Here is a 23,167-nt window from a genome sequence, read left to right on the forward strand (position 1 = left end):
TAATTAACTGAGAAAACAACGGTCACGCGTTACTGGTGCAGTACGTAATCTGCGCTAGTAACAGCATTTTACGATTTATTGTTAGATATCAGCTAATACATGCTTTGAACGCCACCGCACGTTTGTATTACTTACGCAAGTTTTGCGTCACAAAACTTCAATAGACATGATTCCAACCGGTTCGAGTGGAGCATCAGATCGGTCGGTTGCGACTGCATCGAGCTTATCTACCACAGCTTTTGAATCATCATCAGCTACTTCGCCAAAAATAGTGTGATGACCATCCAACCAAGGAGTAGGAACTGTAGTAATAAAGAACTGTGAGCCGTTAGTACCATGCAAACGACCGTCGCGTCCACGACGCTTACCAGCATTCGCCATAGCAAGCAAATAAGGCTTATCGAACTTCAGTGACGGATCAATCTCATCATCGAACTCGTATCCAGGACCGCCAGTTCCTGTACCAAGTGGGCAGCCACCCTGAATCATAAAATCTTTAATAATGCGGTGGAAAGTTAAACCATTATAGAAAGGTTCATGAGAGGATTCACCAGTGAACGGATCTTTCCATTCCTTCTCGCCAGTGGCAAGACCAATGAAATTCTTCACTGTTTCTGGAGTTTTACTGTCAAATAAATTGATTTTAATATCACCTTCAGAGGTGTGCATAATAACTGTAGTCATGAGTACAATTTTCACATAAGTTGAAGACTGCAAATTGTAATTGTGTTAAAAAGAATTATTAAGAAAATTATTAAAAACAAGAGAATTATTCATAATAAAAGCGGGCTCATAGTCAAGCAGTAAGCTCAACCACAAGCCCGCGTATTTGTTGTAACCTTCTTCTATTTATACATTACAAGATTTAATTATTTGCGAAAACTTGTAAGTATTTGTGTTTATCCACTTGCACTTACAAATTTTCGCAAATCAAATTTTCGCAAATCATACGCTTATGAAATCACAAGCGCTGGTACAAAGAAGATCCAGATTCTTGGAACTTCTTGCTCATCTCTTTCATACCATCGCTAATTGCTTGGGTACGTGCTTCTTCGACAAGCTGTTCCTGTTGAGCGGCTCCACCAAAACGCTTACGAATATTCTGCGAAATAGCCATTGAGCAGAACTTTGGTCCGCACATTGAGCAGAAGTGAGCCATTTTTGCTGGCTCTGCAGGAAGAGTATCGTCGTGGAAAGCAATAGCAGTATCTGGATCGTAGCTTAAGTTGAACTGATCCAACCAGCGGAACTCAAAACGAGCCTTACTGATTGCGTTGTCGCGATCCATAGCATGCGGATGATGCTTAGCAAGATCTGCCGCATGGCAAGCAATCTTATACGCAATTACGCCCTGCTTTACATCGTCTTTGTTAGGCAATCCCAAATGTTCCTTAGGAGTCACATAGCAAAGCATTGCAGTACCGTAGCGTGCAATCTCTACGCCACCAATAGCGGAAGTAATGTGATCGTAGCCTGGGGCAGTATCAGTAGTCAAAGGACCAAGCGTATAGAATGGAGCATTCTGGCAAATTGCTTTCTCCATCTCAATATTCATACGCACAGTGTCGAATGGCACGTGGCCTGGGCCTTCAATCATCACCTGAACATCATGCTGCCAAGCAATCTTAGTAAGCTCACCAAGTGTCATAAGTTCGGAAAGCTGAGCCGCATCGTTAGCATCAGCCAAGCTTCCTGGACGCAAGCCGTCACCCAAAGAGAACGCAACATCGTACTTTGCGAAAATCTCACACAATTCTTCAAAATGAGTGTAAAGGAAGCTTTCTTGATGATGCTGCAAGCACCACTCAGCCATAATGGAGCCGCCGCGGGAAACAATACCAGTTACGCGGTTTGCAGTAAGCGGTACGTAGCGAAGGAGCACGCCTGCGTGAATAGTCATGTAGTCAACGCCCTGCTCGCACTGTTCAATAACAGTGTCGCGGAAAAGCTCCCAGCTTAGCTTAGAAGCATCATCCTCAACTTTTTCCAAAGCCTGATACATTGGCACAGTACCGATCGGCACAGGGGAGTTGCGCAAAATCCATTCGCGAGTCGTGTGAATATCGTTACCTGTGGAAAGATCCATAACGGTATCCGCGCCCCACTTAGTAGCCCACGTAAGCTTTTCTACTTCCTCGTCAATAGAAGACGTAACAGCAGAATTACCCATGTTTGCGTTGAGCTTAGTTAAGAAGCGAGAGCCAATAATCATAGGTTCAGCTTCAGGATGGTTGATATTGCAAGGAATTACAGCACGTCCTGCTGCAAGTTCGGAGCGAACAAGTTCCACATCACAGTTTTCGCGAGTAGCAACATACTGCATTTCTGGAGTAGTAATTCCATGACGTGCATACCACATTTGAGTAATAGGATGATCTACAGCCTTCATAGGCTTATGCATGCGTCCGCGCCATTCCTTTGAGGCTTTACCACGCTTAATAGCACGCTTACCATCATCCTGGAGATTACGCCTACGACCCTCATACTCTTCTACGTCACCACGGTCTCGAATCCAATCGAGACGAAGAGGAGCTAAACCTTCCTTAGGATCGCATTTAGGGCCTTCAGTGTTGTAATCGTGGAAAGGAGGGTTAGGGCCTACTCCAGGCGTGTCTGAAAGCTTAATTTCAGTGTAAGGAACTTCCAAATCGTAAGAACCATACTTATATTCAAAATGAACTGGCGTAGTCTTACGGATATGAGCTTTGTCCCTCTGAGTGCATCCACGTGCGGCAATATCAACACGCTGTTGCTTTTGAAGTTTTGCAGCTTCCTTTGCTTCCTTAGCGTTAATAAAAGCTGGTTTCTTTTCTTCAGTTTTTTCCTCAGATTTTTCGGAAACTTTTACTCGCTTAGCGTAACCGTGTTTTGCCTCACCGCGTACTTTATTCCAATGCTCAACAAATTCGTGCATTGTAGATTCTGGTGTTTCTGAATCATACAAAACTTGCGAAATAAAGAAGCCAGCAGCTTTAGTGCTAGCAATCATATCTACATCGTCAAGCTGAGTTTTTCCGCCAACAAGAACAGGGAAATCACTTGCTTTGCAAATCGTATTAATTTTTTCTTCATCAAGCGTTGTGTGATTAGCTTCTAAATCGTAAGCTGCAGTAGTGTTTTCGCAGCCTTCTTCAGGATTGTGCATTGCAGTTACGCAAATGTAATCAATGCAGCCATCTGGAAGCTCATTTATAACTTTTACTAAGCTTTCAGTTTCAACAGACAAACCAATTACGGCATCTTCGCCAAGCAGTGCGCGTGCTTCTCTAGGTTCCATATCGCTTTGAGCTAAGTGCACGCCGTCAACTTTAATGCTTTGATTACGAGCTTGCCAAGCAACATCAACACGCTCGTCAATAACAAACGTTACCGAATCGCACTTGTTGTTATCTTCGATTATTTGCGCGATATCACGAGCTATTGTTGTTATTTCTTTAGCATTTTCATTGTTGCAATGAAGACGTATAAAAGTTGCGCCAGCGCGTAATGCATCATCAACAACATCAGTAAGCGGTCGATTAGAGCAAACTTGCGGATCTGCTATAAAACAAGCGCTGAGATTAAATTGATCACGCATTGATGCGTATGGATAATTCGAGGTCATGCTATTTTTCATTGCTCCCTACGTTGTATTAACTAACAGGTTCGAAGGGTCAGGCTTGTTGGCCTATCTCAGCTTTCTTGCGGAAAGCACCCCTGCAAAAATGTCGAATTATTAGCCAGTTTACATGATTACGTGGCCTTTGTTTGACGGGTATGTTGCGAAAGTGTTGATTTTTATACAAAAACCCGCTCAGCTCCTTATGCTGGGCGGGTATAACGAACGGCACGCACACTTTAAAAGTGGTATGGCTTCATCTACCTAACTTCTTTCTCGCTCTCGCAATTATTCCCCTTCGCGAGTAACACGGTACAAATATATTGCAGAGATTCTTATTTTTCTACGGTTACATTATTTATATTACTTATAACGCGTTGAAAAAAGCTGCAAAAACAGGGTTAAAGGTTATAATGTTATAAAGAATTATTACAAATTTATGACGAATCTGCGTGTCGAGTACAAAAGATTCAACCAAAACACTTTTAAATATCTAGTTGCAGACCGTAGATTACACTGTTACGTATGACTTCATTGCGATTAGCTTTAGCGCAGATTGATACTTGCGTAGGAAATATAGAAAGTAACAGCAATAAAATAGTGCAATACTCGCGCAGGGCAGCGCAAGATGGTGCAAAAATAGTAGTTTTTCCAGAAATGACACTTACTGGATATCCTATTGAAGATTTAGCGTTACGAGCAACATTTAGAACAGCCGCTTCGAAAGCAGCAGAAGAATTAGCAGAAAATCTTAAAAAAGAAAACTTAGGTAACTTATACGTAGTAGTCGGAACTGTAGGAGTAGACGAAAATTCCGGAAAACCAAGAAACAGGCTTCTTGTACTTCACGACGGAGAAATAAAACTCAACTACGATAAGCATTTCTTACCAAATTACGGCGTATTTGACGAATTTCGTATTTTCTCTTCCGGCAACGAGTGCACGGTTATGAACATTGACGGCAATCGTATAGGTTTTGCTATTTGTGAAGACATTTGGCAAGACGGAGGGCCGGTTGAAAAACTAGCCAATATTGGTATCGATCTTCTTGTTACAATGAACGGATCTCCATATGAAGAGGGAAAAACTCACGTACGCTATCAGATTGCTGCAAAAAGAGCAAAACAAGTAAAAGCGCCAGTAGTATACGTAAATCAGGTTGGAGGACAGGATGATCTCGTATTCGACGGAGCAAGTTTTGTCGTAGACTCAGATGGTAGTTTACTTGAACGTTCGCCACTTTTTGATGAAGATTTATCATACTTTGATTTCGATAGAAATTTGTCTAAACAAAAAGAATCAACAATCGCAAAAAGCTTAAATTCTGATGAAGAAGTTTATTGTGCATGTGTTTTAGGCCTTAAAGATTACATGCGTAAGAACGGTTTTAAAGGAGTTTGTTTAGGACTTTCTGGAGGAATTGACTCGGCATTAGTAGCAACCATGGCAGCAGATGCTTGCGGCGGAGAAAACGTTTGGGGTATTTCAATGCCAAGTATGTATTCTTCCGATGGTTCTAAAGATGATGCTAAAGATTTAGCTACAAGACTTGGAGCGCACTACGAAGTGCAGCCAATAGAGCCATTGTTTAAATCTTTCCAAACGCAACTTGAAGTGCAAGGAGTTGCTGCCGAAAACCTGCAGGCTAGAATTCGTGGCGTAATAGTAATGGCGTACTCTAATTCAAAAGGTCTTCTTGCGCTCGCAACCGGAAATAAATCTGAGCTTGCTTGTGGATATTCTACTATTTACGGCGATGCTGTTGGAGGATATGCTCCTATTAAAGATTTGTTTAAAACACGAGTTTGGGCTCTTGCTCGTTGGAGGAATAAAGCTGCGCAAAACGGAGTTGGTTTGGGAATGCTTCCAATAGTTGCAAGTACAGGTAACGTAAGTAAAGTTCCTGAAGATGGTGTGATTATTCCTGTTAATTCCATAATTAAGCCACCTAGCGCTGAGCTACGACCTGGGCAGAAAGATTCAGATTCACTTCCGGAATATGAGCTGCTTGATAGCGTTCTTGCGGCGCATATTGAGCATGCGCATGGACGTAGAGATCTTCTTGCAGACGGTTTTGACGCGAATACTGTAGATATTGTTATGAGATTGGTCGACCGAGCAGAGTGGAAGAGACGGCAATATCCGTTAGGACCTAAAGTAAGTGGATTGGCTTTCGGAAGAGATAGAAGAATGCCAGTTACTACTGCTTTTAGAGAGTGAAAATGTGATGTAAGTCACTGCAAAATCTTTCGTTTATCGCGTGTAGCACTTTTTCATGCTCTAACATTTAAGTAAGACAGCGTGAAGGTGCGCTGCGGATACGAAAGGAGTCACATAATATGACCGCAACAGATGCATCCGTTCTCACCGATGAGGATCTTCGTACAAAAGCGTGGAATGGTTTTACGGGCGAAAATTGGAAGAAAGATATTGACGTTCGCGATTTCATTTTGAAGAACTATACGCCGTATGAAGGTGATGAGAGCTTCCTTGCAAATGCTACAGAAAAAACAAAGCATATGTGGAAGTACCTCGATGATAATTATTTGGCTGTTGAGCGTGAGCGTCGCGTATACGATGTTGAAACCCATATTCCAGCAGGCATTGATGCAATGCCAGCAGGCTACATTGAAAGCCCTGAAGTAGATAATGTTATCGTAGGTTTGCAAACTGATGAGCCTTGCAAGCGCGCTATGATGCCAAACGGTGGTTGGCGTATGGTTGAGCAGGCTATTAAAGAAGCTGGCAAGGAAGTAGACCCTCAAATTAAGAAAATCTTTACTGTCTACCGCAAGACTCACAACGATGGCGTGTTTGGTGTTTATACCAAGAATATTAAGATTGCTCGCCACAACAAGATTTTAACCGGTTTGCCAGATGCTTACGGCCGTGGTCGTATTATTGGCGATTATCGTCGCGTGGCTCTTTACGGCGTGAATATGCTTATTGAGTTCAAGAAGCGTGACAAGGATTCGATTCCATACCGCAACGACTTTACTGAGACCGAGATTGAGCATTGGATTCGCTTCCGCGAAGAGCATGATGAGCAAATCAAGGCTTTGAAGCAGCTTATTAACTTGGGCAACGAGTACGGTTTGGATTTGAGTCGTCCAGCTCAGACTGCTAAGGAAGCTGTTCAGTGGACTTATATGGGTTATCTTGCGTCTGTTAAAAGCCAGGATGGCGCTGCAATGAGCTTCGGTCGCGTTTCTGCATTCTTCGATTGCTACTTTGAGCGCGATTTGAAGGCTGGTTTAATTAACGAAACCGACGCTCAGGAGATCATTGACGCTCTTGTTATGAAGCTTCGTATTGTGCGCTTCTTGCGTACTAAGGATTATGACGCAATCTTCTCTGGTGATCCTTACTGGGCAACCTGGTCCGATGCAGGCTTCAGCGAGGATGGTCGTACTTTAGTAACCAAGACTTCGTTCCGTTTGCTCAACACTTTAACTCTTGAGCATTTGGGACCTGGTCCTGAGCCAAATATCACTATTTTCTGGGATCCAAAGCTTCCAGAAGCTTATAAGCGTTTCTGCGCACGAATCTCTATCGACACTTCTGCAATTCAGTACGAGTCTGATAAAGATATTCGTGAGCACTGGGGTGATGACGCTGCTATTGCTTGCTGCGTTTCCCCAATGCGCGTCGGTAAGCAAATGCAGTTCTTTGCTGCTCGTGTGAACTCTGCTAAGGCTTTGCTTTACGCTATTAACGGCGGTCGTGATGAGATGACCGGCATGCAGGTTATCGATAAGGGTGTTGTTGAGCCAATTCGTCCAGAAGCTGACGGCACTCTCGACTATGAGAAAGTTAAGGCCAACTACGAGAAGGCTTTGGAATGGCTTTCGGAGACTTATATTGAGGCTTTGAATATCATTCACTACATGCACGATAAGTACGCTTACGAGTCCATTGAGATGGCTTTGCATGATAGGGAAGTCTATCGTACGCTTGGTTGCGGTATGTCCGGTTTGTCTATTGCTGCAGATTCTTTGGCTGCTTTGAAGTATGCGAAGGTTTACCCAATTTACAACAAGGATGCTAAGACTACTGAAGGCCACGAGTACGAGTACATCGAGGGCGGTGACGACGATTTAATCGTTGGTTACAAGACTGTTGGTGAGTTCCCTGTTTACGGTAATGATGACGATCGTGCAGACGACTTGGCTAAGTGGGTTGTAAGCACTGTTATGGGTCAGGTAAAGCGTTTGCCTGTTTATCGTAATGCTGTTCCAACTCAGTCTATTCTGACTATTACTTCTAACGTTGAGTATGGCAAGAATACTGGTTCCTTCCCATCCGGCCACAAGAAGGGCACTCCGTACGCTCCGGGCGCAAACCCAGAGAACGGTATGGATTCGCACGGTATGCTTCCATCTATGTTCTCCGTTGGCAAGATTGATTACGATGATGCTCTCGATGGCATTTCGCTTACGAACACAATTACTCCTGACGGTTTGGGTCGTGACGAAGATGAGCGCATTAACAATCTGGTTGGTATTTTGGATGCCGGTAACGGCCACGGCTTGTACCACGCAAACATCAACGTTTTGCGTAAGGAACAGCTTGAGGATGCTGTTGAGCACCCAGAAAAGTATCCGCATTTGACGGTTCGAGTTTCTGGCTACGCAGTGAACTTCGTAAAGCTCACTAAGGAGCAGCAGCTTGACGTTATTTCTCGTACTTTCCACCAGGGTTCAGTTACTGACTGATTTGGTTAATTGTTGAACACTGCCGGGAGTGAGGTTAGTTTCGCTCCCGGCTTTTGTTCATTGTTTATACATAGTTTGGAGGGCAGTTAGATGGCTGAAAATGCAGCATTCCGTACAACAACTCAACATATGTTGAAGGAATCAAAAGAGTATGCTCGCCAAACTTTAATGGGTGGTCTTTCTGGCTTTGAATCTCCAATCGGGTTGGATCGTAAAGATCGCTTAGTTGCTCTTAAAACAGGCGATATTGGGTTCGTGCACTCGTGGGATATTAATACTTCTGTTGATGGTCCTGGCACTCGCATGACTGTGTTTATGAGCGGTTGTCCGCTTCGCTGCCAATATTGTCAAAATCCTGATACTTGGAAAATGCGCGACGGAAAGCCAGTCTACTTAGATGCGATGATTAAAAAAGTTGACCGTTACCAAAGTCTTTTTAAAGCAACGGGCGGCGGAATTACTTTTTCTGGCGGAGAATCAATGATGCAGCCGGCTTTTGTATCTAGAGTTTTTCGTGCTGCAAAAGAGATGGGCGTGCATACTTGCTTAGATACTTCTGGCTTTTTGAATCGCAATTACACTGATGAAATGATTGAAGACATTGATCTTTGCCTTCTTGACGTTAAATCAGGCACTGAAGAAACGTATAAAAAAGTAACTGGCGGCTTACTTCAGCCAACTATTGACTTTGGTCAGCGTTTAGCAAAAGCTGGTAAGAAGATTTGGGTGCGTTTTGTGCTCGTTCCAGGTTTGACATCCAGCGAAGAAAATGTTGAAAAAGTTGCCGAAATTTGCGATTCGTTTGGGGATGCTGTTGAGCATATTGACGTGCTTGGATTCCATCAACTAGGTCGCCCAAAGTGGCATGAGCTTAGGATTCCATACCCACTTGAGAATCAAAAAGGACCTTCTCGAGCACTAAAAGAGCGAGTTGTAAACCAGTTCAAAGACCACGGTTTTGTAGTGTATTAGACTGCGTTTAGATTGCGTCAAAATATAACTGTAATTTAGGTAATTTTTGCGTATTGTATTGTTTTTTTTTTAAAAGGATTTTGTATAATTACACAAACACCCTTTTTAGAGAAAGGATACGCAATGAAGCGCAGAATAGGTTGTTGGATTGCATTAGCTTTCGCATTAGCGTTAGCTATTTTTGCACGGTGTAACGATCAGTTTGGCTTTGGCACAGCAATTATTATTTTAATTGTTTTGCCTATAATCTTGCTGCCGACCAATATCGTTGCAGCTTTCGATGAGAAACTTCTTATTGAAGTGCCAATAATATCTATTGCTATAACCATTGCTACAGAACTTGCCACTTTCCCAATAAGAGATTTAGGTTTACATACCCTCTACGTTATCCCAACGATTTTGGTTTCGGTGGTTGCGTTTACTCTTACTAGATTCCTTAAAACTAAACTTGTTAAGCGCATAACTGACGAAATAGCAAACAATAAAACAGATTGATTATTTATTTTTGATTAGTCGTAGTTGTGTGCGAAAGTTGAAGCCGTGTTAAAGCTTAAAAGCTTCTAACGCGGCTTAAATATTTTCTACAGAATTTTCTACAGAATATTCTGCAGAAAACTGTAGAATAAGATGCAAGAATTTGGCTAAAGCGTACAATCAGGAGGCATTCTTGAACGAGGAACCAAAGCTCTTAAAAGAGCCACGAGAAGGAGTTCCAGAAGTTATTGATACGCTTGAAGCATATAAAGATTATTGTAGTCTGTTGGCAGCCGGCTCCGGGCCTTTGGCTGCAGACGCTGAGAGAGCATCCGGTTTTAGATATGGTCACGAAGATTGGCTTATTCAATTCAAACGCAAAGGTGCAGGAATTGGATTGCTAGATCCAATAGCATTAGGAAAACTTGGTGTTGACTGGCATGAATTTAACGAAGCTGTAGGGGATGCTCCTTGGATTATTCACGACTCTATACAAGATTTGCCAGGATTTTTCGATATTGGTTTACAGCCAAAAGCTTTATTTGATACTGAGATTGCAGCTAAATTACTTGGCAGAAAGCGCTTCGGTTTAAGCTCAGTAACAGAATATTATTTAGGATTGACTCTTGCAAAAGAACATTCTGCAGCAGACTGGTCTTACCGTCCACTTCCTAGAGATTGGCGAAATTACGCTGCTTTAGACGTTGAATTGCTAATTGAATTAGAAGAAGTGATGCGTGCAGAATTACGCGCACAAGGAAAACTTTTATGGGCCGAAGAAGAATTTGCTCACTTATTGAAACAAGGAGCACAAAAGAAAGCTCCACACCCACGACCATGGCTTAGAATATCGCATATTAGCGTACTTATGCACGATAGAGTTGGGTTAGTGATTGCAAAATCATTATGGGAAGAAAGAGACAAATTAGCAAAAAAGTACGATATTGCTCCAACACTTTTGCTTTCAGATGCTGCAATTATAGAAGCAGGAAAACGCAAGCCTGGTAATACAAAATCTTTCAGATCTATACGAATATTAAACGAAAGAGTACGCGTACATACGGGCGGAGAACAAGATAAAATGTTCGAACGTTACGCTCCAATTCAGCGCAAAATTCGACCGACAACTTGGAAACGTGTTATTGAAGATGCTATAGCAAAAGCAAAAAAAGGCGAAAATGCTATGGTAATCAAAGAAGATAATAGTTCAGACGAAGATAGTGATATTTCTCATACGTATTTTCATGATCAAAATGGCTATGAGCAAATTAGCTCTGACCAGAGTAATCAAGATCAAGATGTTTTAGATAAGCAGAGTGCTCCTAGATCTATGAAATATTGGAAAGAACATCACCCTAAACGTTACGAATGCTTACAGAGAGTAAAAGACACACTAAATCAAATTTCTGAAGACACTCATACTCCTGCAGAAATCATCATAAAACCGCAGATTATTCGTAATCTTTGCTGGCATGATGATGTGCAACATATTGATGTTCAAACATTCTTAAGTGAGCAAGGCGCTCGCGAATGGCAAACTCGATTGATAACTGAGTCCGTAACTCGCGCTATCATGTAACGGTTGTGCCATATGGCAGAAGCTAGAAAACGTAATTTCAGGAGCATGAAGCGTGAAAATCAGCGTCAGGAATCTTGAGCCAACTAAAGTTAAGCTCACCATTACCGCAGATCTCGAAGATTTTGAGCCATTCTTAGACGAGGCTCGTAAAGAGATTGCGAAGCAGATTAATGTCCCAGGTTTCCGTAAGGGACATGTGCCAGCAAAAGTTGTAGATAGGCGAGTTGGCTTCGGTGCTGTTGCCGGAGAAGCTTTGAATTCTGCTGTACCAGAGCTTTATTCTAAGGCTTTGGAAGAGAAGAAGATTCGCCCAATGGATCAGCCAGAATTTGATGTTCAGGAAGTTCCAGAATCTGCAGAAGATGAAATTAAGCTCAAGTTTGTTGCAACTGTTGAGCGTCGTCCAGAGTTTAAGCTCAACAAGTTCAAGGGCGTTGAGATTGAGGTTGAGAAGCCAGAAGTAACCGATGCTGATGTTGATGCCAGACTTGAAGCTTTGCGTCAGCGTTTCAGCACGCTTGTTGGTGTTGATCGTCCTGCTAAGAATGGCGATTTTGCCAATATTGATTTGGAAGCTCGCATCGATGATGAAGTTGTCGATTCCCAGGAAGGTGTGAGCTACGAGCTTGGCTCTAACACCATGCTTGACGGTTTGGATGAGGCTTTGGATGGTCTTTCTGCCGGCGAAGAAACAACTTTCGAAGGAACTTTGGAAGCTGGAAAGCATAAGGGTGAGAAGGCTCAGGTTAAGGTAAAGGTTAATTCCGTAAAGGCTAAGGAATTGCCAGAGCTTAATGATGACTTCGCTCAGGAAGCTTCTGAGTTTGATACTTTGGATGAGCTTAAGGCTGATGTTCGTAAGATTTGCGAACAGTCCAATGAAGGTCGTCAGGCTACTATTGCTCGCGATGCTTTTATTGCAAAGATTCAGGAAGAAGTTGAAATTCCTGTACCAAAGGGCGTTATGGAGAAGGCTGTTGCTGAACACTTGAAGGGCATGACTCCAGATCCAGAAAAGGCCACTGACGAGCAGAAGGAAGAGGCTGCAAAAGCTGCTGAAAAGGAAATTCGTGACCAGATGGTTCTCGATGCTTTAGCTGAGCAGTTGGATGTTGAAGTTTCTCATTCCGACGTTTCTAACTTCCTTGTTTCTGTAGCTCAGCAGTACGGCATGGATCCAAGCCAGTTTATTAACGCAATTGTGAACAATGGACAGCTTGGTTCTGCAGTTCAGGAAGTAGCTCGTTCTAAGGGCTTAATCGCTGGTATGCGTGCAGTAAAGTTTGTTGCTGGCGGCGAAACCATCGACTTGAGCGCTTTCTTAACTGAAGAGGATGATTCTGAAGAAGAAAGCGTGAAGGCTGCTACTAAGGCTGCTGAAGTCGCAGACGAACTTTCAAAGTAAGATAAGTTTTAATACTTTCTAATATTTGTTTGTAAGAAACCCAGGGCTTATGCTCTGGGTTTCTTGCGTTTTATTGTTATGCTTTAAGTAGAAATATAAAAGCAAATACAATAAGGAAGGCTGCTGCTAATGAAAAAGCACAATTTGCAAGTAGTAAGCGGTAAACAACCTAGTAAGTGTTTGTACTATTTTGTGCAATGTTTGCGATTAGGTTTTCTTGCTTTTCTTTCTGCAGTTGTCGCTGGTTTTTGTGCAGTAATATTAACGTTATTGCTGCATTTTATACAGAGTGTAGCTTTTGGAACTTATGAATCTGCTTTGAAGCCTTCGCCAGTTGGATTATCAATATTTCACTATGTTTCTATTCCACTAATAGCTATGATTATTGCTGCTAGTATATGGATGTGGTTATGGGGAAAATCTTCGAATCGTATTGTTGATATAGCTCATGCTGTTCGTGGTCGAATAATGTCATGGCATACAACAATTATCCATGTATTCTTGCAAATTCTTATTGTTTCTTCTGGGGCAAGTTTAGGTAGGGAAGTTGCTCCTCGCGAATTAGCAGCAATGCTTACTCAGAAATTGCTTCGTGCGTTTCGTATTAATGAATTTCAATCTTGCATTTTGGTAGCAAGTGCTGCTGGAGCTGGTTTAGCAGGAGTTTATCGCTCGCCAATTGCAGGTGCGATTATGGCATTAGGTTTGGTTCAAATTCCACGCTTTGCACATGAATCACAATCATCATTGAAACGTTCGAAATGGTATTGGCTTATACAAAAATTTAGTATTTTTGTTATTGCATTATTTATGAGTGAAATTGCTTCCTTCACTAGCGTTTTGGCTCTTGGAAATGAATCATACTATTGTCTTCCATGTCTTGATGATATTGATGTTATTAATATGCCGGTAATGTTTCTTGCAATTATTGTTGGTTTTATTTGTGGCATTGTAGGAACTTTTTTTAATAAGTTAATTCGTTGGGCGCGTTCCAATAGTGCGCATAATTACAAAATTTTGTATCTTTTGCCAATAGTTGGTTTTACAACAGGATTAATAGCGGCGTGGAATTCAGCAATTATGGGTAACGGTCGCGCTTTAGCACAGTACGCTTATAATGCTGCGAGAAATAATATTTCGATTGACAAGAGTGTGCTTATAACTTTGACGCTGCTTGCTTTTGTAAAAATTCTTTTAACAAGTTGTACTCTACGAGCTGGAGCAAGTGGTGGTGTGCTTCAGCCTAGTATGTCATCGGGTGCTAGTTTTGGTTTGATTGTGGGCGTTTTAAGTATGAAATTTCCGCTGATCGGTAGCATATTATCAAGTCAGCCTAAAATATTGGTAATTGCTGCTATTTTTGGTGCCGCTAGTTTACTGACTGCAAGTCGAAAATCTTTATGGTTTGCTCTTTTTTTGGTAGCGCAATTAGTGAATGTTCCGCTTATTATGATTATTCCGATGACTGTTTCTTGTGCTGTTTCGCGAAGTGTAACGATGCTGCCCACAATTTTTAGTCGCAAATAATATTTTCTTTAGTAGAGAAATTTATCTGCTAATAATAATGCGCCTCTGCTTTGTTTTGAGTAAGCAAAGGCGCATTTACTATATGTTAGTATGATCGCTAATTAATAGTGAAATCTCTACTTGTAATAGCAGAACCATCATCATTTAAAAATGTGAAGATTAAGTGTACTGGAGCAATTACTTTACTCTTAACGTCACTAGCTGCTGATTCTGACATGAAACCTAAGGAACTTTCACTTGCTGATTGTATTCCCGTTCTTATTGCTGCAACTTGGAATTCAGACATGTGCTCTTTGGATTTTGCGGTTATATTTAGATTATCACCTTTAGCATCAAATGTTACATTGAACGGTGAGCCGCTATTTTCTAGTTCATTTTTGAATTTTTCAATTTTTGCCGGGTGGCAATGCACGTACTCTTCAATGTTTGCGTTTCTTTCTGCAGAGCAATTGTAATGTGGTGTAGAAGGTGTAGAACGATTAGTCATTACTTTGTAACCGCCGAAGGCTGCTACTGCAACAACTACCACCACTGAAATAATAATCCAAATATTTCTAGTAGTGTTAGTGACTACATTCGCAGCATTTGAAAAAGCGTTTGTAGGCTGCTGAGTATTCTGATATGAGCTTGGCTGGTATGAGCTTGGTTGATAACTGTTTGGCTGATAGGTATTGGCTGGCTGGTAACCGTTGTTTTGGTAACCGTTGCTAGGCTGATAGTTGTTGGTTGGCTGGTAACCGTTATTTTGATAGTTGGTTGGCTGATAGCCGCCATTGGTTGGCTGGTAGCTGTTATTTGGTTGATACCCGTTGTTTTGATACCCGTTGTTTTGGTAACCGTTGCCAGACTGATAGTTGTTGGTTGGCTGGTAATTGTTGTTTTGGTAGTCGTTTGTTGGTTGATAGTTATTGACTGGCTGATAGCCGTCATTTTGATAGTTGGTTGGCTGATAGCTTCCGTTGTTCTGTTGATATCCGTTATCCTGCTGGTACCCATTGTTTTGGTAGCCATTGCTAGGTTGGTAGTTATTGTCTGGCTGGTACCCATTATTTTGCGCATCGTCAGGCGAGTAATTGTTGTTTGGCAATTGATTAGAGTCCATGACCACTCCTCTACATGAATTTACATTCACTAAAAATATACTAAATATTGAATACTAGTGCAAAATATTAAGTAACAAAATAGATGTGATTAAAATAAATCAGAATGTAGAAATTTGTTGTAAAACATTGCGCTTATTTAATACTTACGATATTTTCTATACAGTCACGCGCACACGATAGTCTTATAAATACTTGAGTTTATGGTAAGGAGATAATGTGACCGAACTGTTTACAGCTTCTCCTGTTATGCAACAGGATGAGGTAGCATCCCCGACGGATCCGATTTTTCACCAGCTGTTGAAGAGTCGAATCATATGGTTGGGTTCTGAGGTTAGAGATGAGAATGCAAATATTATTTGCGCTCAAATGCTAAAACTTGCTGCAGAAGATCCTAAGAAGGATATTTGGCTTTATATTAATTCGCCAGGTGGCTCTATTACTGCAGGAATGGCAATTTACGACACTATGCAGCTTATTGAGCCTGATGTTGCAACTATTGCTGTAGGTATGGCTGCTTCTATGGGTCAGTTCCTTCTTAGTTCTGGAACGCCAGGAAAGCGTTTTATTACTTCACATGCTCGCGTGCTTATGCATCAGCCTTCAGGTGGTGTTGGTGGAACTGCTACAGATGTTCGCATTAACGCCGAGTTGATCATGGACATGAAAAAGACTTTGGCAGAGCTTACTGCACAGCAAACTGGGCATACTGTGGAAGAGATTTACCGTGATAATGAATACGATCACTGGTTTACAGCTAAGCAGGCTTTGGAATATGGTTTTGTAGATAAAATCGTAACAACCCCTGCTTCTATGCGCGGCGAGGAGTGAGATTTATGGCAAGTGAAGAAGCAAAGTTTGTTAATCGTGCTGAGCGTCTCGCTGGTTTTGGTGGGGTTAGTGCAGCTCAGCGTATTACTAATCGTTACGTTTTGCCACAGTTTGGTGAACAAACTCCGTATGGTATGAAAACGCAAGATCCTTATACCAAACTTTTTGAAGATCGTATTATTTTCATGGGCGTGCAAGTTGACGACACTTCCGCTGATGACATTATGGCTCAGTTGCTTGTGTTAGAAAGCATGGATCCTAGCAGAGATGTAATGATGTACATTAATTCTCCTGGTGGTTCCATGACTGCTATGACTGCAATTTACGACACAATGCAGTATATTAAGCCTGATGTTCAAACCGTATGTCTTGGTCAAGCTGCTTCAGCTGCTGCAATTTTGTTGGCATCTGGTGCTGCTGGTAAGCGTATGATTCTTCCAAACGCTCGTGTTCTAATACATCAACCTGCTATGGGTCAAGATTTTGGTAAAGCAACAGAAATTGAGCTTCAAGCAAAAGAAATGCTTCGTTTGCGCGAATGGTTAGAAGCAACTCTTGCAAAGCACACAGGTCAAGATATTGAACGTATTCGTAAAGATATTGAAGTAGATACTATTTTGACTGCTACTCAAGCAAAAGATTACGGAATGGTAGATGAAGTTCTTGAGCATCGCTCATAGAAGTAATCAACTTTATTACAAAATATTTTTGTAAAATGCGTTAATATTAAGCAAACCCCGGTCGACACGCCGGGGTTTGTGTTTTACTTGATATGGTTGTATATTAGTCAAGTTGCCGAAAACAAGGACAAGTTCCTTGGAGTCGGAAAACATGCGCCAGTAGCCCAACGGATTAGAGCATCTGACTACGGATCAGAAGGTTGCAGGTTCGAATCCTGTCTGGCGCACAAATTAATCGCGGTGCGTTTGTGCCGCGATTTTTTTATTCTCATATTCCTAACTCGCTCAGTTTATACCTCTCAGCTATACTAAAAATATAAAGTTAGTTTTTCCAGGGTAGAGGGGAATAATTTCGAAATGATAAAACGCGGTTGGAGTATTGCGCGAAAAATTGCTAATAATGAGCGTGTATCTGGCCTTATAATGTTAGGTTTCGCGTTAACTGGTTTACTTCTCGCGAATATTCCTTTAACTGCGCCAATTTTCGAAGCAGTATCTCATACTCAACTAGGTATTCCTTGGACTAATATCCACATGTCGATTGGTCATTGGGTTCAAGATGGTGTTTTAACTGTTTTCTTCCTTTCAGTTGGCTTGGACTTAAAGCATGAGCTTATTGCTGGTTCTCTTTCCGATCCTCGCGCTGCTGCAATGCCAATGATTTGCGCAGTTGGTGGAATGATTGTTCCTCCTATTCTTTTTATTGCCACTGTTACCGTGTTTTCTGAGCTTCACGCAGGACAGGAGATTATGCGTCTTACTTCAGGAGCTCTTCCATCCTTAAGCATGGTTCGTGACGGTTGGGCTGTTCCTACAGCAACAGATATTGCTTTCTCTCTCGCTGTGCTTGCTTTGTTTGCTAAAACTTTGCCGCACGCTTTGCGAGCATTTTTGATGACTCTTGCTACCGTCGATGATTTGCTTGGAATTGCTCTTATAGCTGTTCTTTTCTCGTCACTAAACGCATGGTATTGGTTTGCTGGAGTAATTATTTGCGGACTTGTTTGGACTACTTTAGTTCGTTTGAAAAAAGTTCCGTGGTTGCTTGTTGCTTTAGTCGGAATTATGGCTTGGGTGATGATGTATGAGGCTGGTTTGCATCCGACTTTAGCTGGAGTGATGGTAGGTCTTCTTACGCCTGCTCATTTAGTGCATGGTGAGAAGAGTTTGCGCGCTGAACGATATCGTGAGAAAATTCAGCCTATTTCTGCTTTAGTGGCACTACCTATTTTTGCGTTATTTGCTACAGGAGTACATTTCGAAACGCTTACTTGGGAATTATTCCTGTCTCCAATTTTGATCGCAATTACAATAGCTTTAGTTATAGGTAAGCCGCTTGGAATTATGATTACAGCATGGTTTTCTAAACGTATTCTTGGGCTTAAAGTTCCTGACGATCTGAGAGTTAGAGATCTTCTGCCAACTGCGTGCGCTTGCGGAATCGGCTTTACTGTATCTTTGCTAATCGCATCTCTTGCATATAGTGACGCGGATCTGTCTGCTGAAGCTCGTTTTGGAGTATTAGTAGCATCTATTGTTGCTGCTGGAGTTTCAGGTTTTATGCTTGCTCGTCAATCTCGACACATGGAAGAAGAGCTTGACGATGATGAGGATTAATAATACCTTGTAACTATTTTAGGTGAGGAAAATAATGTGCGAAAAAAGTAAATCGGAAGAATTTAATGAAGATTTTGTTAATAAATACGATGTTCTAAATTCTTCACAAATAAACGACGCATATTATACGAATGTTTATTATCAGGGGCCTGTAATGATGAGAGGCTCTATGATACCTAAGAAAAGTACTACAGAAAATCTACTTTCGCATGGTAAACACGATTTAGAAGATACTTCAGATAATCATTCTAAAGCATGTAATTGTGATGCGTGGCGCAGTTCTGACGCGTGGAGAACATTGCGTATTCAAGCAGAATTTGTTGACGGTTTTGATGCTCTTGCAAAATTAGGACCAGCAGTTAGCGTGTTTGGATCTGCGAGAATTAAAAGCGAAGATAAAGAGTATTCTGATGCACGAATTATGGGTTCAGAACTTGTTAAGCGTGGTTTTGCTGTTATTACAGGCGGAGGGCCTGGAATTATGGAAGCTGCTAACCGTGGTGCTGCTGAGTCTGGTGGAACTTCAGTTGGTCTTGGTATTGAGCTTCCTAAAGAGCAGGGATTAAATAAGTGGGTTAATCTCGGAATGCAGTTCCGCTATTTCTTCGTAAGAAAAACAATGTTCATGAAGTATTCTTGTGGAATTATTGTATGCCCAGGCGGTTTTGGAACAATGGACGAAATGTTTGAAGCGCTAACGCTTGTACAAACTCATAAAGTTTCGCGCATTCCTGTTGTTCTTTTCGGCACTGAATACTGGAAGGGTCTTGTTGACTGGTTGCAAAATACTGTAACTGTGCGAGGAATGATTTCTTCAATCGATCCTAATTTGTTTGCTATAACTGACGATCCTATAGAAGCAGTACGGATTGTGTCCGGAAGTTGAGCAGAGAATATTAATTTCTGCTTTTACGCTCGTTTATAAGCGTTGTGAGCTGCCAAATTTCCTCTCCAATGTCTATTCCTCGAGGACACTGTCTCGAACATGCTCTTACAGACTGGCAGGCACTAATGCCATCGCTGCTGTCTATTAAATCTAATCTATGATTTGTTGCAGTGTCGCGAGAGTCGTAAATAAAACGAGCAGCGTTAATCAAAGCAGCAGGACCAATAAAAGCTTCTCCGCCAGCGTAAATTGGACAAATAGCTTCACACGCTCCGCACATTATGCAGTTGCTTAAAAGCTCAAATTTTTGAAGCTGTTCAGGATTTTGCAAAAACTCAAGTAAAGTGAGTTTTCCATCAGAGTTTCGTGTAGGAATTTCAGCAGCTTTTAAGTACGGTTCTAAGCGTTTTATTTGCGAGATCATAGGAGAAATATCACATATAAGATCTCGCTGAACAGCAAACCCAGAAAGTGGAGAAATTTCAATAATACCAAGATTATTGCCATCGTCTGAACAATCTTGCGAATCTTGCGAAATTTGCGAATTTACGTTCTGTAAAATTTTTCTTTCAGATAACGGCATTGAGCCAGTTTTTCTAAATCCTCTAGATTTAATACCAGACTCACTTTTGTGTCTTGCGTTCGCTCCAACAGTAGCACTACAAAGTAAAGTTGGCATTCCGTTAACATTAGCCGCATCTGAACCGCATACTCCGTGACCGCAAGAGTATCGGAAAGCTAGAGTAGGATCGACTGTTCGTTTAATAGTAAGTAAGCAGTCTAAAATTGTGTCAGTTGTTTTAACAGACATAGTGTAATCTTGTACCCAATGCTTTCCAGGCATTTTTTGAGTTTTAAAATTAGAAGTGTCTGCTGTGTCAGTAGCTTGTGAATTTTTTTCGTTTTCCTCACTACTTTCTTCGCAACTATCCTCGTTTTTCTTATCTAACTTACCAAAAGGATTACTGCGAGATTTTCTGTCTCTAAAAGGGGAGGAAGATTTTTTAGCAAAAGGACTAGTGTGAGTACGTCTAATAAGACCGGTGGTTGACTCTTCAGAATTGCAACTACTTGTGTTGTCTGTAGCATCTGAAGTAGGAATATCTAAACTGTCTACGGGAGAAAATCGAGATATGCGCAATGTGACGATAGTATCCGCATCACTATTTTGATGCGAATTGCTGCCGTCTAAATTAAAACTCATACCATTATTCCTTCCGTATACACTTTTATAGTTTGCCACAAGAGTTGCACAGAGAGCTAATAAGCTTATTGGCGGCTCCTCAGGTTAGTCTAAATACTATGACTGATGCTTTATTCCTACTGAATACTGACTGTGATAATGCTCCAGTGCTTGCTGAAGGGATTGAAGAGGGTTGGACTTTAACTCTTCCGCCTCATGTTAAGCGTCACGCTATTGGCGCGATGAGATTGCAAGAAGGCGACACTTTACAGCTTTCAGACGGAAATGGTTTGCGTATTCACGCAACTGTAACAGATACAGAAAATGGTTTAGTAAAAGTAGATGCTTTTACTCGACAAGCTCGCACAAAAACTAGAATTGCTTTAGTACAAGCTTTAGCAAAAACAGGTCACGACGAGCAAGCTATAGACATGGCTACGCAAATCGGTGTTGACGAAGTAATCCCATGGTGTGCAGATAGGTCAATAGCAAAGTGGAAAGCAGGTCGTACAGATAAACGTTGGAAGCAGGTTTTACAGGCTGCTACAGAACAGTCTCGCCGAGCTTTTGTGCCAGAGCTACAAGATTGCATGTCTAGTAAGCAGATTGTTGCTATATGCAGAAGAGCATGCGTTTATGGAAATCTTGTTGTAGTTCTTCATCAAGATGCTACAGACACTTGGAATAGTATTGAGGAATCAGTAAATGCGCTTACTGAGCGTTGTCTTGATGACGGCAAAGAGCGTACAGTGTACGTTTTAGTTGGCCCTGAAGGAGGCATAAGCGAGGATGAAGTTTCTATGTTCTTAGACGCTGGTGCGCACAGTTGTGTACTTGGAAGTAATATTTTACGAGCCTCAACAGCAGGTCCTGTAGCTATTTCACTACTTTCTAGAGCGTTAGGACGTTACGAATAAAAGACGCAGTTTTGTGTAAAATAGTACAGGAAGTGCGATTTGTGTTAAACGAAGAGCATTTAAGTATGAACCGTGTTATAAGGGGAGAAAATGAGTAATACAACATACCATACGGAAGCTGATTGCATTTTTTGTAAGATTATCGCGGGCGAAATCCCAAGCAGCCGCGTGTATGAAGACGATACTGTAGTTGCGTTTAATGATATTAATCCTCAAGCTAAAGTGCATGTTCTTATCGTTCCAAGAAATCACTATAAGAACGTTGCAGAACTTGCTAGTAAAGCTCCTGAAACTTTGGCTCATATTACTCAAGTTGCGCAGCATATTGCTGACGATGCTTTTAACGGAGATTACCGCCTAGTTTTTAATACCGGTTTAGGAGCAGGTCAAACCGTTTTCCACGTTCATGCGCATGTTCTTACTGGTGAAAAACTCGTAGAAGGTAGTTTGTAAATCGTGACAAATAGTACAACGCGAATTGTTCAAATTCCTGATGAACTAAGCTCAGTTGCTGTACTTGGTGCTGCAGACGCTGGTTTGAGAGAAGTAGAACATGCTTTTCCAGAAGTAGACATAACTGTTCGCGGTAAAAGCGTAAAAATAGTGTCACGTTCAGCAAAAATCGAGGAAGATGCTGCAAAAGCCGAGCATGCAATACGTCGTATGGTTGATGCTGCATATGATAAACCTATGGACGCTTACGAAGTGAAAAGAATGATTGAGCGAGATGTGCTTCACAATTCTGAACACAACGTTAGAGCCGCAAGTATAGGTCACGGCGGTGGAATTTTCGACAGTTCGTTTGCATATAGTGAAAGTAATGAATTTTCTTACGCAAGTAAAGACGTGCTAGCTTCAGACGAAGAAACTAATAGAAAAGTACTTAATCGCAAAGCGCGCATGAGTAAAGGTGTTATTACTTTTGCTGGAGGCATGCCAGTAAAGCCAAAAACAGCTGGTCAAACTGAGTACGTTCACGAAATCGACTCTCATGTAGTGACTTTCGCAATAGGTCCTGCAGGCACTGGAAAAACATATTTAGCAGTGGCAAAAGCAGTAAGAGCATTGGAAGATGGAAGAGTTCGTAGAATAGTGCTCACTCGTCCTGCTGTAGAGGCAGGAGAAAACTTAGGATTCTTGCCAGGAACTTTAAACGATAAAGTAGATCCGTATTTGCGCCCACTTTATGATGCACTTTCTGACATGTTAGGATCGTCTCAGCTTAAAAGATATTTAGATGAAAACGTTGTTGAAGTTGCTCCACTTGCATACATGCGAGGCAGAACGCTAAATGATGCTTTTGTGATTTTAGATGAAGCTCAGAATGCTACAGTTCAACAGTTAAAAATGTTTCTTACTCGACTAGGTTTTAACACAACGATGGTTATTACAGGAGACAGTACGCAGGTTGATTTAGCTGTGCCTCGTTCCGGTTTAGTTTCTATCGAAAAAATTCTTGGCGATGTAAAAGATATTGCTTTCGTGCATTTGCAAGCTCAAGATGTTGTTCGTCACGCTTTGGTTGGAAGAATTGTAGAAGCATATGAGCGTTACGATGCTTTGATTGAAAGCAAAAAAATTGAGAGAAAAAAGCAAGCAAAAGCAGAAAATACTTTTCTCGCTCAAAATATTTCTAAAGAAAGCGCTAATGAAGAAACTTCTTACGAGAGGAATAATGAATAA

18 protein-coding genes, 1 tRNA gene and 1 riboswitch are annotated in these 23,167 nt (G+C 41.5%); of the genes, 15 read left to right on the plus strand and 4 right to left on the minus strand.

Annotated features, from left to right (window positions below):
* Nucleotides 1-147 precede the first annotated feature (147 nt).
* Complete coding sequence (locus ACNEUN_RS04985) at nt 148-684, minus strand: peptidylprolyl isomerase (protein ID WP_463631237.1); 537 nt, start codon at nt 682-684, stop codon at nt 148-150.
* 277 nt (nt 685-961) lie between these two features.
* Nucleotides 962-3,604 carry a phosphomethylpyrimidine synthase ThiC gene (gene thiC / locus ACNEUN_RS04990; RefSeq protein ID WP_463631238.1) on the minus strand — a complete coding sequence of 881 codons (2,643 nt, stop codon included), beginning with the start codon at nt 3,602-3,604 and terminating at the stop codon, nt 962-964.
* Nucleotides 3,603-3,708: riboswitch (TPP riboswitch) on the minus strand. (Overlaps the previous gene by 2 nt.)
* A 415-nt stretch (nt 3,709-4,123) precedes the next feature.
* Between thiC and ACNEUN_RS04995 the strand changes: the two genes are divergently transcribed.
* The 7 genes from ACNEUN_RS04995 (at nt 4,124) to ACNEUN_RS05025 (ending at nt 14,270) form a co-directional block, all read left to right on the plus strand.
* Nucleotides 4,124-5,818, plus strand: coding sequence for an NAD+ synthase (locus tag ACNEUN_RS04995; protein WP_463631240.1), 1,695 nt, complete (start codon nt 4,124-4,126; stop codon nt 5,816-5,818).
* Nucleotides 5,819-5,937: 119 nt separating this feature from the next.
* Entirely contained in the window at nt 5,938-8,313 is a 2,376-nt protein-coding gene (gene pflB / locus ACNEUN_RS05000; RefSeq protein WP_463631242.1) for a formate C-acetyltransferase, read from the plus strand.
* Nucleotides 8,314-8,403: 90 nt separating this feature from the next.
* A complete protein-coding gene (pflA, locus tag ACNEUN_RS05005) occupies nt 8,404-9,285 on the plus strand; it encodes a pyruvate formate-lyase-activating protein (protein WP_427877107.1) in 882 nt (293 codons plus the stop codon).
* Nucleotides 9,286-9,408: 123 nt separating this feature from the next.
* Complete coding sequence (locus ACNEUN_RS05010; RefSeq protein ID WP_463631244.1) at nt 9,409-9,780, plus strand: hypothetical protein; 372 nt, start codon at nt 9,409-9,411, stop codon at nt 9,778-9,780.
* Nucleotides 9,781-9,952: 172 nt separating this feature from the next.
* Nucleotides 9,953-11,338, plus strand: coding sequence for an HRDC domain-containing protein (locus ACNEUN_RS05015; protein ID WP_463631294.1), 1,386 nt, complete (start codon nt 9,953-9,955; stop codon nt 11,336-11,338).
* 52 nt (nt 11,339-11,390) lie between these two features.
* Entirely contained in the window at nt 11,391-12,743 is a 1,353-nt protein-coding gene (tig, locus tag ACNEUN_RS05020) for a trigger factor (protein ID WP_427877102.1), read from the plus strand.
* Between the two features lie 129 nt (nt 12,744-12,872).
* Nucleotides 12,873-14,270: a chloride channel protein gene (locus tag ACNEUN_RS05025; protein WP_463631246.1), complete on the plus strand. Its 1,398-nt coding sequence runs from the start codon at nt 12,873-12,875 to the stop codon at nt 14,268-14,270.
* Nucleotides 14,271-14,367: 97 nt separating this feature from the next.
* Here ACNEUN_RS05025 and ACNEUN_RS05030 read toward each other — a convergent pair whose 3' ends face one another.
* On the minus strand, nt 14,368-15,372 hold the full coding sequence (locus tag ACNEUN_RS05030) for a hypothetical protein (protein ID WP_463631248.1): 1,005 nt from the start codon (nt 15,370-15,372) through the stop codon (nt 14,368-14,370).
* A 217-nt stretch (nt 15,373-15,589) separates the two neighbouring features.
* Here ACNEUN_RS05030 and ACNEUN_RS05035 point away from each other — a divergent pair, with 217 nt between their 5' ends.
* From ACNEUN_RS05035 to ACNEUN_RS05055, 5 genes are all read left to right on the plus strand, one after another.
* Complete coding sequence (locus tag ACNEUN_RS05035) at nt 15,590-16,201, plus strand: ATP-dependent Clp protease proteolytic subunit (protein WP_427877097.1); 612 nt, start codon at nt 15,590-15,592, stop codon at nt 16,199-16,201.
* Between the two features lie 5 nt (nt 16,202-16,206).
* Nucleotides 16,207-16,881 (plus strand): ATP-dependent Clp protease proteolytic subunit, encoded by a 675-nt coding sequence (locus ACNEUN_RS05040; RefSeq protein ID WP_427877096.1) that lies wholly within the window; start codon nt 16,207-16,209, stop codon nt 16,879-16,881.
* 153 nt (nt 16,882-17,034) lie between these two features.
* Nucleotides 17,035-17,108 (plus strand) — tRNA-Arg (locus ACNEUN_RS05045).
* A 130-nt stretch (nt 17,109-17,238) separates the two neighbouring features.
* Nucleotides 17,239-18,498 carry a Na+/H+ antiporter NhaA gene (locus ACNEUN_RS05050; RefSeq protein WP_427877094.1) on the plus strand — a complete coding sequence of 420 codons (1,260 nt, stop codon included), beginning with the start codon at nt 17,239-17,241 and terminating at the stop codon, nt 18,496-18,498.
* A gap of 34 nt (nt 18,499-18,532) precedes the next feature.
* Complete coding sequence (locus tag ACNEUN_RS05055; protein ID WP_463631251.1) at nt 18,533-19,384, plus strand: LOG family protein; 852 nt, start codon at nt 18,533-18,535, stop codon at nt 19,382-19,384.
* 10 nt (nt 19,385-19,394) lie between these two features.
* Here ACNEUN_RS05055 and ACNEUN_RS05060 read toward each other — a convergent pair whose 3' ends face one another.
* On the minus strand, nt 19,395-20,588 hold the full coding sequence (locus ACNEUN_RS05060) for a succinate dehydrogenase/fumarate reductase iron-sulfur subunit (RefSeq protein WP_463631253.1): 1,194 nt from the start codon (nt 20,586-20,588) through the stop codon (nt 19,395-19,397).
* A gap of 98 nt (nt 20,589-20,686) precedes the next feature.
* Here ACNEUN_RS05060 and ACNEUN_RS05065 point away from each other — a divergent pair, with 98 nt between their 5' ends.
* From ACNEUN_RS05065 to ACNEUN_RS05075, 3 genes are all read left to right on the plus strand, one after another.
* A complete protein-coding gene (locus tag ACNEUN_RS05065; RefSeq protein WP_463631255.1) occupies nt 20,687-21,484 on the plus strand; it encodes a 16S rRNA (uracil(1498)-N(3))-methyltransferase in 798 nt (265 codons plus the stop codon).
* A 90-nt stretch (nt 21,485-21,574) separates the two neighbouring features.
* A complete protein-coding gene (locus ACNEUN_RS05070; RefSeq protein WP_427877086.1) occupies nt 21,575-21,937 on the plus strand; it encodes a histidine triad nucleotide-binding protein in 363 nt (120 codons plus the stop codon).
* 3 nt (nt 21,938-21,940) lie between these two features.
* Nucleotides 21,941-23,167 carry a PhoH family protein gene (locus ACNEUN_RS05075; RefSeq protein ID WP_427877085.1) on the plus strand — a complete coding sequence of 409 codons (1,227 nt, stop codon included), beginning with the start codon at nt 21,941-21,943 and terminating at the stop codon, nt 23,165-23,167.

The organism is Gardnerella sp. C0684A1 (genome assembly GCF_055326835.1).